Below are 13,919 nucleotides of genomic sequence, written 5' to 3' on the forward strand. Positions count from 1 at the left end.
GCCGTTCCACGATCAACGGAACCATACGAAATCTGTGGTATTTTCCTCAGGAATTCGTCTGATACGTCGCCACCCCACTTTTTCCAGAAAATTTAAAGGGCGGGTGCATTCTTATTATTTATATCAGTAGACCCATGCAGATTACCTCCAAGCTCCCCTCTGTGGGCACCACTATCTTCACCACCATGAGTCAGCTGGCTCTGGAACATAAGGCTATCAATCTGGGACAAGGTTTTCCAGATTTCAATCCTGATCCCGCGCTTATTGAGGCCGTCCACCAGGCCATGCTCGATGGTCTTAACCAATACCCTGCAATGGCAGGTTACCTGCCTTTACGCAACGCTATCGCCAGCAAGACGCAATCACGCTATGGCCGTCGCTATGACGTAGAGACAGAAATTACCGTTACCAGCGGTGCCACCGAAGCATTGATGGCCAGTTTCCAGGCTTTCGTACACCCTGGCGACGAAGTCATTGTGATCGAGCCGTTCTACGATCTCTATATCCCTGCCATTGAACTAGCGGGAGGGATTCCTGTCGCCGTCCCCATGACACCACCAAGTGAAGCTGTACCTTACTACCGGGTAGATTGGGATCGCGTCGAATCTGCAATCAGCAGTAAGACACGCATGTTGGTGATCAACTTTCCACACAATCCCACTTGCACTATTTTGCGAGCAGAGGATCTGGATGCTCTGGAGCAGATTGTAGAAAAGCATCCTTTGATTATTTTGTCTGATGAGGTTTATGAGCACCTGACCTTTGATCAGAGAGAACATTTAAGCTTGGCGACCCGTCCCTCTCTGGCCGAACGAGCAGTGATCGTCTCTTCCTTTGGCAAGACCTTCCATGCCACAGGCTGGAAGGTTGGCTATTGCTGCGCCCCAGCCAAACTAAGTGCAGAGATTAGAAAAATCCATCAATACACAGTTTTTACCGTTCCCAGCCCTTTACAGGCGGGTCTAGCGACTTATATGCAAGAACCTGCTACCTGGGAGAGCCTGCCCTCTTTCTACCAGGAAAAACGCGACCATTTACACCAAGGCTTACAGCACACCCGTTTCAAACCCATGCCCAGCGAAGGTACGTTTTTTCTGTTGGCCAGCTATGACAATATTTCAGATCTACCTGAGTTGGATTTTGCCAAATACTTGAACCAACACTATGGTGTAGGCGCAATACCGGTCTCTGCCTTTTACCTGAATCCACACTCCGAACAGGCTAATCATCGTTTGCTGCGCTTTTGCTTTGCCAAACAGCCCAGCACCCTGGACCAAGCAATCGAACGATTAAAGAAGGTCTAGCACTCCGTTAACTATTCCGTACCACCAACCGCCGCCAGGCGGTTTTTTTTATCCCATTTTTGTGGACAAGTACACATCAGTAAATCTCATCTCTTCAAATGCAGAGGAGCGGCTCAGGCCTTGTGAAACATGCTTCCCCACTTGAAGCACAAAACCTCGTGCGCGCAACACAAAATCACCGCTTTGTGGCACATGCATAAAGAAACGTAAAACAGCCCTCTCAGCCTTCAAACGAGCCCCCTGTTGATAACTTTGGGGGTAAACCTGATTTTTTCTCCAGTTATGGCCTTTCTTTCACCGAGAAAAAAGCAAACTAAGCTATACAGTCGCTTTTTCGTGTCGAGTCCAAGCTTTACGAATGAAACCGGAGCAATAAACACAAAAAAGAAAAATATAGATATAAAACAATGACTTATTTCGATATTGAAAGAACATTCACAACTACGTAACTGTGTAAAAAAACAGCCTACTGACCTCAAGCGAACACAGGTGACAAGTGACAAACCGCCACTGACGCTTTACCCACAAATTGTGGATAAGTCAAAAGTCTAAACACGATTGACCTAGTACAAGCTCCAGGCACAACAACTCCCTAAGCCAAAGCAAATACTTGGCTAAACAATTTTTATCGGTAGAACAGGTCTTTTTGCTGCCAACACCCTTTCCTTGAGCTTTTCTCATACTGCAGTAAAGCCTCAGAAGGCAACAACAAAGCCGATCCTCAACAGGCTTGAAAAATATTTTTCAGCCCTGTTGGCTCAGTTTTCTGTATGCAAAACATGCATAAGCCAGTCTTGAGCGAGATCGTGATTTTTATTCATGGACTGCATCTTAGTCGAGAACTTTTGACTTGCAAAGGGTAAGAGCCTGGTCAGGGTACCGCTGAACTTATCTTATATAACAAGCACTTAAATTTTTTATTAAGATGATTGGATGAAAGCCTGTTGATAAGTCGAACAAGTGCTTTTAAGAGTGGTAAAACAAGTACTTAGCCTGTTTTTTAACGGGGATAGATCTGACGCTTGTCAGTGGATGGTTTAGGAACAACTTTTAGAGAGCGCGAAGAAGTACCTACTTATGCCTTATGTATCCACACGCTGTGCACAATCACCTTCCTAGAGCTTATCCACAGAAAAGAAAATTGTAACAGCGCACGGAAAGCCTTATTTATCGCGTGGGGTAAGTAAAACCGGTGTCGGTCATGATGATTTTTTCAGGCCAGCGCAACGCTGCCAGATGAAAAGCGGAGTCTTCAGGCGCCTGGGCTTTATGCCGATCGCGCCAGCGTGCCCCTACGGAGTAATCGATGCAAAACGTATTTTTCTTCGCTCCGTGCCATGAAAAAGGATCTATATCTTTGAATAATAAGGAATATTTAGACATTTTCGCAACTGGCTGAGGAAACAGCTGACGCCAGTAATGGCCAAAAACCACAGGAACGTCGTCCAGGTAGCTGTCCCACCAGGCGGTACGATCCGAAAAACGCCATCGATTTCCTGCAAAAAAAGCTTGTTTAGCAGGGCCTTCGGTTCCGGAGGTCAGCAAACGGATGGGGTTGAACTCATTTTTGAGCAAATCGTAGTCAATATAGGACTGCAATAAGGGCATCAAAACGTGTGGATCTTCAATTTTTTCTTTCCAGTCCTGTTTTGCACGCAGATATTTATCTAGAATTCCTTTTTTTTCTGCATAATTATCCGCTTTATGTTCGCATTCAAAGAAATAATCAAGAAAATCGTCACTTTTTACGGCTCTAAGAGTATCAATTGCTGGATTACTCCACGCTGCATGCACGATTCTAAGATCATCTCTCTCCAAAACAATGGGTAATGTACGTAGAAATTCTTTAATTTCGTCTCTATTTTCAGGTTTTACCCGTTTGAATGGAGAGTAATTTCTTAAGTCTGATCGGTACCGTTCTTCAAAAAACCATCCAGAACCATCTTTTGCATCATCAATCAGCAGGTTGATCTCATGATTACCTAAAATTCCTTTTGCTTTTTTATTTGTAATCAATGACTTAAGATAATCAATTACGGCTGGGCTATCTGGCCCTCTGTCACAATAATCTCCAACGAATATTAAATGACGGTTTTCAGGATGAGAGCCATCAGGCTCATAACCTAAATTTTCGATCAGTTGCAGTAGAGCCTGGAACTCTCCATGTACATCACCAATGATGTCTAAGGAACCAGTAGGTAAAGTTTGTACAAGAAAGTTGGGCATGGGCGAAAGCTTCTTTATTTAACAATAACTATATATATAACTGGTAATGGATAATGGGTGTCTGTGGATAAGTGGCATAGCCTAAAATTTATCTTTAATTTCATCCACTTAGCGACTGTTTTTACCTGTGCACCATCCCGAGGAAGACGGTGGAGCGAAACTGGACAACATTTGGGGTCTGGAAAAACAGGCGACTTATCCCCCTTTCATCCACAGCGCGTCCACAGCAACCCCTCTTGGAGCTTATCCACAGGGGCCAGACGCCTGTCCCAGCCTTAAATATAGCTTTTTTGTTCAGTCCTCGACCGGTTTTCTAAGCAGAATCCACCCTGGCGAGAAGTGCCGGGGTGAACGAGACCACCCCCATCAACAGCATCATGTTCTGGGACTGATTAAGCCTTTATAATATCCACAAACTATTCACTTTCTTATTAACCGACCATTTTGTCGGAAACGATATTTTCATTTTTGGTTTAATCGAATTTGTTAATAAGATTGTGAATTACTTTTTAATCCCATTCTGTGGATAAGTTCATATATCACGATTGTTATTGGTTTTGTTCAAAACAAGATCGTTGTTTTGTTAATCAAACCGAAGTTCTTGTGCGGTCTTTTTTTATTGAACCGGTATCGTCTTTTGTTATTTTTCTTCAGCTTTATTTTTATTAATCGACTTCTTTTAGGTCAAGAATCTTATTTCCCGTGTTATGAAAGTGAATGTTCTTGCTAATCAATAAGAAGGATTTTTATAGATGTCTTCATGTTTTCTATTTTTTTATAGAAAACGAATTTTTATTTTTTAATTTTCAAAATTTCAAAATTTCAAATTTTTAATGAGAGCACCTGTTCTCATTAGCAAAAATTCTGAAGTACAAATAAAAATGTTGGAAGGCTGGGTTTTGCGCAGGAAACTACTTGCCGACCCGACCCGACCCGACCCGACCCGACCCGACCCGACCCGACCCGACCCGACCCGACCCGACCCGACCCGACCCGACCTGACCTGACCCGACCCGAGAGGACCGATCTGATAAGTTGTCGAGGAACAGGCTATTTTGCCGTATAAATCTGTTTATTTATTCAGTGCTGATTATAAAATCAGTGTTTGTTCTGGGCAGGCAGTCCTAATCCTGGCGTTTTTTTATTGCGTGATCCGGACCAGGGCAGTAACCGTGGCTTTTTGGCGAAAGTGGCAATTTCGTTTGGTCGACGCTCTACTTTGATAGGACAATCTGTCCATGTTGGAACTTTCAAGATGTTTCAGCCAACAAACTCTTGAGTTTGAATCGCAGATCGCCGTCAAGGTAAGGCGAAACAGGCGATTGCCCGAGTGCGTGAACAGGTGGCGTCCCTCTTGCTCGGCGGAATCACCCACTTATCTTTAAGGGGTATGTTTTTTCCTTGAACCAGGCAAGGGTATTCTCCTGCTGGCCAGGAGCCCAGACCGCTATAAGAAATAGCGCGAAATCTGCCCTCATGTAACAATTGCCGCCAAGGCTGTTTAATCCTTAAGTATCGTCTCGCTACTCTTCCCGTACTTCATGTCTCAACCGAATATCGAAGAAGCCGCTCAGGATTGGCACGGCTTGCTCCAGAAAGTGCCCCCGGCGGTTCGCGCTCACGTACTGACTATCACCCAAGATAACCAGGACGAGCTTGCGACCCACTTTTATACCCATATGCTCAAGCACCCTGCCGCGCAGGTGTACCTGTCGCATGATCAGGTACACAAGCGTTTGCATCGCTCCTTGCGCAGTTGGTTGGTGCAGCTGTTCTCCGTAGATGAACACAGTGACATGCAAGATCAGGTCAAGCTGCAGAACCAGGTGGGGGAGGTCCATGCCCGGGTCGGGGTGCCCGTGCACCTGGTGTTGCGGGGAGCCCGTTTGCTCAAGGGGCGCTATGCCCGCTTTTTGTTTGAGTCCTCGGACATCAGCTCCGAGCAGGCCTGGGAGTGTTTTCGGTACGTACAGAACTTTATTGATCTGGCGATGGAGCTGATGAGCCATGCCTACGCCAACTCACGTGAGCGCAAGTCTCGCGCGGAGGAGTCGTACCGTTTGTTTGCGATTGTGCAGAACGTAGCCGCCGAGCGCGGTCGACAGCGGGCTGCCCTGCTGGATTGGGAGAACCTGTTCATGTTCGCAATGGCGGTCAACAATGGCGTCACCCCTGCCCCGCGAATCGGGGACTCGGATTTCGGTATCTGGTTCAAACATAAAGGCGCCCATGCATTTCAGGGTACGGTAGAGAGCCGCGAGATCCTGGATCTGATGAATTTGATTGATACACAGCTGATGCCGGCCTTTGAGAAAGGTGATGCGAAGGGTCAGGTACTGCTTTTGCATGAGCTGCGTGATCGAACCCGAGCAATTGGTTTGCACCTGGATCGTCTGTTTGAGCAGCAAAATGAACTGGAGTCGGGGCGGGATGTGCTTACCCGCCTGCTTAGCCGCAAGTATCTGCCCGTCGTACTGAGCCGTGAGGTGGGCTATGCCCAGCAACGTGGATCACGATTCGCGTTGTTGGCAGTTGATATTGACTACTTCAAACGGGTCAATGACACGCATGGGCATGATGCCGGCGATCGTGTCTTGCGTCAGTTTGCTGAATTACTCAGCAATAGTGCCCGAGCTGGTGATTATGTATTTCGTCTCGGCGGCGAGGAGTTTCTCCTGGTGCTGGTGGACGTGGATGCGGACGGGGCGATGCGTGCTGCCCGTAATTTGCGTCTTCGCATTCATGCTGAGACCTTTCGGGTCGTGGATGGGGAGAGCATGGCTATTACCGCCAGCATCGGCGTGGCCTTGTACGATGGTCATCCGGATTATGAACGTACACTGCGCCGTGTTGATCGTGCCTTGTATCAGGCTAAAGAGGAAGGGCGCGACCGGGTCGTGTACGTTTGACAGGACAAGCCTGTCCGCTCTTTTATGTCGTATGGCGGCAACCTGTGCTACAAGTGCGTATTGTTTTGTTTTTGCCTACGTTTTGTGGCTTGCTGTTGACCTAAGGCTGTTTCATGAGGACGCCGCTCCGGCTTAAGAGCGGCCTCGGGTCCCACTACATTGAATGGCATAAACGCGTTGGCTGATGGCCAAGGCAAGATTTGTTTGCGAGCTGATTTTATGCATCCCCGTTTGGCTGTTTTCCCCCAGTATCTACTTCCTAAACAGGCATTGACCGAGTTTTTGGGCGGCCTGGCCTCCAGGCCCATGGGCGGACGTACGACCTGGGTCATCAAGCGTTTTATTGATCGTTACCAGGTCGATATGAGCGAGGCAGAAAACTCCGATCCAGCCAGCTATGCGACGTTTAACGAGTTCTTTGGCCGAGCGTTGCGCCCCGGGGCCCGACCTATTGCCGATGCGGCACTGGTCAGCCCTGTTGATGGAGCCATTAGCCAACTGGGCGTGATCCAGGGCGCGGAAGTGTTCCAGGCCAAGGGCCATAGCTACTCGACGACGGCCTTGATTGGGGGCGATGTCCAAGAGGCTGCCCGTTATCAGGATGGGCTGTTTGCGACCCTGTACCTAAGCCCCAGCGACTATCATCGGGTGCATATGCCTTGTCAGGGTGTACTCAAGCGCATGATTCATGTGCCGGGCGATTTGTTCTCGGTCAATCCTACGACTGCGCGTGGTGTGCCAGGACTGTTTGCTCGTAACGAACGGGTGGTTTGTTTTTTCGACTCTGAGCAGGGCCCATTTGTGCTGGTGCTGGTAGGAGCGACCGTGGTGGGCAGCATGGTTACGGTCTGGCATGGCGTTGTCAATGCGGCGCGTGACGGCAAGATTCGCGAATGGAATTATGAGGGCCAGAATATTGTTCTGGAAAAAGGACAGGAAATGGGCCGCTTTCTGCTAGGTTCCACTGTGGTCATGCTGTTTCCCAAGGAAAGCGGATATCGTTTTGAGCCGAGCTGGCAGCCGCAAGGGGTCATTCGTCAGGGGCAGGCCATGGGCTATCAGGGCTAAACCCTGTTTTCTTGAGAGTAGAACCTGTGTTCAAGTGGGCACAGGTTTTTTTTTACCCCTTTTTTCAGGGTAAGCGTGATTTGAAATCAGGTGGTTTGTGGAGTGTGTATGAAAAGGTGGGGGGCGAGGGTGATCAAGATACTGATTCTGTTATTGGTCTTGATGGTGACTGTCTGGGGGGCGTTGGCGCTGCTGTTTCAATGGCCGGCAGGCGCAGGACGCTGGATGCTCGTGTCTGTTTGGGTGGGGATGGCCTTGCTGAGCCTGTATGCCTTGAGCAACGGCAAGAACGTTTTTTTTGTGCCCCAGGGCCTGGGACTGGTGCTATTGCTTGGCTGGTGGGGCAGTATCGTCCCGAGCAATGAGCGACTGTGGGCCACCGATGTAAACAGAATGAGCTATGGCGAGATCCATGGTTCGGTGGTGACTTTGCATAATGTGCGGGATTTTAATTGGCGCAGTGAAACCGATTTCGATGAGCGCTGGATTACGCAGGACTATGACCTGCAAACGCTTAAATCGGTTGATATGTTTCTTTCCTACTGGATGGGACCGGTCATAGCACATACTTTGGTGTCGTTTGGCTTTGAGGATGGTCGCCATGTGGTGTTCTCGGTAGAGATTCGCAAAGAGCGAGGTGAAGCCTTTTCTGCGATAGGCGGATTTTTCAAAGAGTTTGAGTTGAGCCTGATCGCTGCAACAGAGCAGGATATTGTCCGCACACGCAGCAATGTTCGAGGCGAGGACGTGTACATGTACAGTGTGGAATTGGCCAAGCCGGCCATGCAGGCACTTTTCCTGTCTTACGTGGAGCAGGGCCGACAACTGCAAACCGCGCCCCGCTTCTACAACACCTTGACGGCTAACTGCACCACGATTGTTTATGACATGGTGTCCAAGATTGTGGATGGGGTGCCATGGGACTGGCGGGTGTTGGCTTCGGGCTATCTGGCACAGTATGTGTATGGTTTGAATGCCCTGGCTCCAGGCCATACTTTCAAGGAATTGCAGCAATTGGGTTATATCAACCCCCGGGCGTTGGCTGAACAGCCCGGAGAAGATTTTTCTGCTCTGATTCGACGGGGTTTACCCCTTGTAAGCCCTATTTAAGGCTGTTTTTGACGTTTTTGTTCCACGTGAAACATACGTTTTATTCATTTCGATCTTAAAATTAGAGCGAATTTGTAAATTGCCTAAAAAATAAAATCCCACTCTGCGAGAAATCATGGAGTGGGATTTTTTTATAAAAAAATGATTGTTTTTTAAATGGGCTCTTCTTGTCCTCGTTCTAATACTTTTTTGAGGGTGCTTGGTGCCGGCTCAGGGGGTTGCTCGCCATTGCACCAGTTGCTCCAGCGTCATGGTGTTCCCGCCGCATACCACCACCAGAATGTTGTTGTAAGGAGCCAGTGCTTCGTGGTCCAGATACAGCGTGGACAGGGCCGCGCCACATGCTGGTTCCACCAGGACCCGATGGTCAGTCAGAAAGCGCAGGCACGCGCTGACAGCCTGTGCGTCACTGACCTGGACGCAGGTGGTGGGATGGGATTGGCTGACGGCATAGGCCTGATCGCAGACCCTGGGGGCGGCTAGCGAGGTCGCTACACCACTTACTTCATTTAGGGTGATGTGTTGACGTTGTCGCACGGACTCTCCTAGGCTTGCTGTGCCCTGAGTTTCGACTGCAATGATCGTGGTCTTGTCCCAGCCTTGTTCCTGCAGGCCCTGAGCAACCCCGCTTAGCAGGCCACCGCCGCCTACGGCCAGCAACACGGCATCGGGCTGTATACCCATCTGCGCCACCTCTGCGATCATGCTGGCGTGTCCCTGCCACAGTAAAGGATCGTCGAAGGGATGTATAAATGCGTCGCCTTCTTGAGCCAGGGTCAAGGCGTAGTCATGAGCTTCCTGCCAGTTCTTGCCCACGACATGCAGCTCGGCTTTTTCCCGTTGAATCAACCGTCTGGCGTGTTCACTGGTGCTTTCTGGGACGATGACCAGCGTGGGGATGGTCAGCCTACGCCCGGCATAAGCTACCGCAATGCCCGCATTGCCACCAGAGGCAATGACGAAGCGTTGTTTGCCTTGTTGGGCGTGGTGCTGGCATAAATGACCGATACCCCGAATCTTGAAAGATCCACTCGGCTGCAAGGCGTCCATTTTTAACCAGATCTGCTTGCCGAGCTGATCGCTTAAGGCGTGTGAATAAATAAGGGGCGTCTCAAGGTGAAGAATCATTTCTTATCGTTCCAGATTTTATAGTGATCTGAGGGGGCACGGGAGGCGCTCAGCAGCCTGCTCGTCCCATTTTATCGGTCTGAAAGTTTTGTGGCCAAAGATCTTGGCTACTGTCTGTGGGCGGTCCACTCACGGGAGGAGAAGTAGGTTTGAAATCGAGGTTTATATCGCCAGCTCTGTATTTTGTAACTATCTTTATCTGTGAAGTTAAGTCTCTTAATGCCGTTTAATGTGAGGCGGCTTACGAAGTTCATACTCGACTGCACCTTCTTACAATTTCGTGTGCTCCGTCCTTGCTCGTTCAGGCTAAATCAAAGGCTGATCTGATAAAATTCCTGTTAAATCGCCCGACTCAAGACCTTTTTCCGGCTGAAGCTCCGGTTCGGTCTTAAGCGTTTAATTTTATGTGCGTGATAAGCACGGAAACTCATTCCAATCATTCGGGCCATAAAGCAGGCTTGTTTTTTGCTTTGCCTGATCGGAATAAAAACAATAATAACCAGAACTTATTTCTAGAAAAGACGCTGTGGTAGCGGCTCTTAAAGGAATAACGATTTTGTTATGAAAACTGCCACCAGACCTGCTGATATTTATATGCGTTTTTTGCAGCTCGCCGATTCGCTGCATACCTTGCCCTGCCTGCCCTGCCTGGACCCGCTCGAAGAGCGTATTCTGGTGCTGGTTGCCAAGGCATCCAAAGACTCTTTGCGCTTGTCGGTGCGCGATGTCATGGCCGTAGAAAGGCTGGGTTCGCCCGCGACCATTCACACACGCCTTAAGTCCATGCGCGAGAAGGGCTGGATCGTCCTGAGTGACACCGAGGATACGCGTCGCAAGCAAGTGGATTTGAGCCAGGCTGCTTTATTGCACTTTGATCGCCTTTCCGCCTGCCTGCTGGAAGCGGCAAATGTTTAAGGGATCAGGTGAGGTTGTGTCGCAGTCTGCGCGATACAGCTCGATAACAAAAAATAGGCTGGCAATAGCGAACCGCTAAGTTTTTTGGCTAGTGTGTTCCGCTTATGGAACCCAAACAGCTGCAGGTCTCAGGGTCAGTACATCAATAAGAGAAATAGACGGTTTAAAAACAATATCCCTATTGCTTGTCCTGCCCAGCTTCCAAGAAGCCCTTTTTTCTATACAGTAAGCTCATTGTCGATTCCATGACTGGAGGCGGGATGCGCTTACCCATATATCAGCTTGATGCTTTTACCGACACATTGTTTGCGGGTAACCCCGCTGCCGTGGTGTTGCTCTCTGAGTTTCCCGACGACGCCCTGCTGCAGTCGATTGCGCAGGAAAACAATCTGGCTGAAACCGCTTTTTTGGCGCCACAAGGCGAGGATTTCCGTTTGCGCTGGTTTACTCCTACGGTAGAGGTGCCTTTATGTGGGCACGCCACTTTGGCCAGTGCGGCGGTTGTGCTGCGCAGTCTGCGTCCAAATGACAGCCAGGTCGTGTTTCATACTCAAAGTGGTGCGTTGACCGTGCGTCGTGATGCGTCCAGCTATGTGATGGATTTGCCAGCACGCCCGGTCACCCGTGTGCCAGATAGCCCTGATTTGGAGCGGGCATTGGGAGCCAGGGTTATCGAGTTATGGCGCAATGACTTTACCCATTTGGCTGTTCTTGAGTCCGAGGAGCAGGTTCGCCAATTGCAGGTGGATGCTGGTGCTCTGCTCGCTTGCGGATTGGACGGCTGTATTGTGACCGCAAAAGGGTCGGGGCGATTTGATATTGTCAGCCGCTTTTTCGCCCCAGGTCATGGCATTGATGAGGACCCGGTGACGGGTTCGGCTCACTGCGCCCTGTTGCCCTATTGGGCGCCTATCCTGGGTAAAACGCAGTTGATGGCTTACCAGGCTTCTGCACGCGGTGGGGTACTCGATTGCTCCTTGAATGGAGATCGTGTGTTTTTGAAAGGTCAGGCCGTTATGTATCTGGAAGGGCATATTAATGTGGCCTGAAGGAAAGTAAGTGGCCGTCTCGTGGCATGAGCTTATTCGACCGGCCTGTTGGAGCGCCGGTCGAATGTCTGTTGAGCTGGTATTGTGCTTATCAGCATAAGGTCCCCTATTTCGTAGACCGCCTTGAGGGGCGGCTTTTATATTTCTGAGCTCTTATGATTCCTGTTGCACCAATTTCTCTATTTCTTTTGGTGATTATTACGCTCGGGCCGCTTGCGTGGGGGATCGTACTGGTTTGGGGTGTTTTGCTCGTAGTCCAGCCCCGGCGTCGGGTTAATTTCAAAAGTAATCCCTGGCCGCGCCTTTTGTGCTGGATCGCCCTGATAGCCTTGGCCGCTTACTACGGTTTTTTCCAATGGACGGTGTATCAATACAAAAAAGAGCAGGAACGTGAGCTGGCCAGCCGTCAACATGTTTTAAAAGAGACCGGTCGCTTTGCTGGTCTTCTGATGCCTGCTGGTACCCAGTTGGAGCTGGCGGTATGGGGAGACCCGGATAGCGTGGCCTGGGCCCGTTTCCCGGAGGCGGTGGGGGTGGCCAAGGCTCCCGTCCTGTCTTTTGAGCGCCCCCGACCGGATCTGGCTGATTCCCATTGGCATATGCAGCTGGCGCGGGACGTGGAGTTGGAGGGGTGGCTTTGTGACAGTAGCCAAGTCGTTGAAATGCAACAAGATCCACTGGCTGAGGATGGGTTTCGACTTGCTAGTTGTGCCTTGGCCGAAGGTAACCGGATTACTGCCTGGAGTCCCTACGCCGCCGCGTCCAATCTGAGTTCAGCGCCGGATTTGGTTCTGGCTTTGCCCAAGGGGACTCGGGTGCAAGCCAGACCTGAAGGGACACGGTATACCAATGGAGAGCGAGATCAGGATCGCTGGTTGCTTCGTGTGGAGGCGGAAGGGTTGCAGCTCAGCGCCTGGAGTCTGCCCCTGGAGCGTGCCTACTTGGCAGTCGATGAACATCAAAAACTGCTTTATTTGTCGCATGCCCAATTGGCACAGGAAACACAATGGGGTGGTTTCACCTATCCGGTGGGAACGCAGTTTTCCAGCCCCAACTATCGGCTTTTTCCGCAATGGCCGCTTTTATTGAAGGCGGTAGTGCCCGCCCAAGGGGATTCAGTCCCGACACAGGAGCGCATTCATGCGTTGCCGGGTGGAGAAATTTTGGACGAATTTCATTAAGTAACGGCAGCAGTTCGATTTTTTTTAGCTTTAAGTGTCATTTTTTCGGCTGTCAGTGCAATTAAATAAGGCGAATTCGTTTTGCCTGCCTCAAATTTGAGTTACTGTAAGCTTTTGAAGCGTTTGTATAAAATAAAAACGTATCGTTTTCAAAATGAACAGTCACAGAGGTGGTGACGATTGTTTCGCTTTGGCGGTCGTGGTGTTTTGAGCAGGAGCGAATCTGCCGACCCCGGCCCACCCTATTGCTGGCTTAACTGGACAAGGTTAGATGCCGCTATGACGACATATCAGGGAGATCTGCTGGAGCATACGCAGGCTCACGCCCAAGCTGCTTACTGGTTTACTCGCTTGAACTCGGGTGAAGCGACGGCGGCCGAATTACGTGAGTTTGAGGATTGGCGCCGTGACAATCCAGAAAACGAACGTTCTTATCGCTATATTTGTTACTTTTGTGACGCCAGTCTGGATGCCCCTGAGCATGAAATCCGTCGTTTATTGGCAAGCTCGGCGGATAAGGTCATCGTACTCAAGCCCTATCACCGGGTCTTACTGAGCGCTTTGCTATTGTTGGCGCTGGTGTTGACGGTCTTTTTTTCCTGGCCCGAGCGGGTGCTGCGACAAGCGCATCTGGTGTCGGGCGAGCAAGCGCTGGAGCAGCGTGCGGATGGACTGGTGCTGTTATTGGGGCCCGACTCCGCACTTGAGCTGCGAGAGTATGAGGACCGCTTGAATGTGCAGTTGCTGCGTGGTCAGCTCACCTTGCAATTGGCGGATCAAGCCCAGAAAAGTGTAACGGTATTTACCAGTTTTGCGCAGGCACGTAGTAATCAGGCGCAGTTTTCTGCCTGGCTGGATAATAATCAGATGAAGTTTACGGTCATGGCTGGATCGATCGAGGTGTCCAGCGGGACCTGGTGGCGTCGCCAGACGCGGGTGCTGATTCCCGGTCAACATGTCTTTGTGGATCGATGGTCTGGGATGAAACGGGTTCAACCCGCTCCCATAGCGTTGAATAAGGCCGACTAA

General features: G+C 49.9%; 10 protein-coding genes. 8 read left to right on the top strand and 2 right to left on the bottom strand.

Translation table 11 applies throughout. The features are described from left to right. Positions 1 to 134 precede the first annotated feature (134 nt). The gene (locus RSQ48_RS17015; RefSeq protein WP_003800812.1) at positions 135 to 1,304 is read left to right on the top strand and encodes a methionine aminotransferase; all 1,170 of its coding nucleotides are present in this window, start codon (positions 135 to 137) and stop codon (positions 1,302 to 1,304) included. 1,167 nt (positions 1,305 to 2,471) lie between these two features. On the opposite strand, the gene RSQ48_RS17020 is transcribed toward RSQ48_RS17015, so the two are convergent. Continuing rightward, the gene (locus RSQ48_RS17020) at positions 2,472 to 3,530 is read right to left on the bottom strand and encodes a metallophosphoesterase (RefSeq protein WP_415302008.1); all 1,059 of its coding nucleotides are present in this window, start codon (positions 3,528 to 3,530) and stop codon (positions 2,472 to 2,474) included. 1,541 nt (positions 3,531 to 5,071) lie between these two features. Between RSQ48_RS17020 and RSQ48_RS17025 the strand changes: the two genes are divergently transcribed. The 3 genes from RSQ48_RS17025 (at position 5,072) to RSQ48_RS17035 (ending at position 8,617) form a co-directional block, all read left to right on the top strand. Beyond that, complete coding sequence (locus RSQ48_RS17025; RefSeq protein ID WP_003800809.1) at positions 5,072 to 6,439, top strand: diguanylate cyclase; 1,368 nt, start codon at positions 5,072 to 5,074, stop codon at positions 6,437 to 6,439. Positions 6,440 to 6,658: 219 nt separating this feature from the next. Beyond that, the gene (asd, locus tag RSQ48_RS17030; protein WP_415302009.1) at positions 6,659 to 7,507 is read left to right on the top strand and encodes an archaetidylserine decarboxylase; all 849 of its coding nucleotides are present in this window, start codon (positions 6,659 to 6,661) and stop codon (positions 7,505 to 7,507) included. A 108-nt stretch (positions 7,508 to 7,615) separates the two neighbouring features. Next, a complete protein-coding gene (locus tag RSQ48_RS17035) occupies positions 7,616 to 8,617 on the top strand; it encodes a DUF4105 domain-containing protein (RefSeq protein ID WP_039943142.1) in 1,002 nt (333 codons plus the stop codon). Between the two features lie 210 nt (positions 8,618 to 8,827). Here RSQ48_RS17035 and RSQ48_RS17040 read toward each other — a convergent pair whose 3' ends face one another. Further along, a complete protein-coding gene (locus RSQ48_RS17040; RefSeq protein WP_059318439.1) occupies positions 8,828 to 9,745 on the bottom strand; it encodes a pyridoxal-phosphate dependent enzyme in 918 nt (305 codons plus the stop codon). Between the two features lie 561 nt (positions 9,746 to 10,306). Here RSQ48_RS17040 and RSQ48_RS17045 point away from each other — a divergent pair. The 4 genes from RSQ48_RS17045 to RSQ48_RS17060 all read left to right on the top strand — a co-directional run bounded on the left by RSQ48_RS17045 (position 10,307) and on the right by RSQ48_RS17060 (position 13,919). After that, positions 10,307 to 10,660 carry a hypothetical protein gene (locus RSQ48_RS17045; protein ID WP_003800802.1) on the top strand — a complete coding sequence of 118 codons (354 nt, stop codon included), beginning with the start codon at positions 10,307 to 10,309 and terminating at the stop codon, positions 10,658 to 10,660. 260 nt (positions 10,661 to 10,920) lie between these two features. Continuing rightward, positions 10,921 to 11,709, top strand: coding sequence for a PhzF family phenazine biosynthesis protein (locus RSQ48_RS17050; protein WP_131071106.1), 789 nt, complete (start codon positions 10,921 to 10,923; stop codon positions 11,707 to 11,709). A gap of 305 nt (positions 11,710 to 12,014) precedes the next feature. Further along, positions 12,015 to 12,890, top strand: coding sequence for a hypothetical protein (locus tag RSQ48_RS17055; RefSeq protein WP_415302010.1), 876 nt, complete (start codon positions 12,015 to 12,017; stop codon positions 12,888 to 12,890). 279 nt (positions 12,891 to 13,169) lie between these two features. Then, positions 13,170 to 13,919 (top strand): DUF4880 domain-containing protein, encoded by a 750-nt coding sequence (locus RSQ48_RS17060; protein WP_059318436.1) that lies wholly within the window; start codon positions 13,170 to 13,172, stop codon positions 13,917 to 13,919.

It is taken from the genome of Alcaligenes sp. SJTW-7 (assembly GCF_047716895.1).
GTDB classification, from domain to species: domain Bacteria; phylum Pseudomonadota; class Gammaproteobacteria; order Burkholderiales; family Burkholderiaceae_B; genus Alcaligenes; species Alcaligenes ammonioxydans.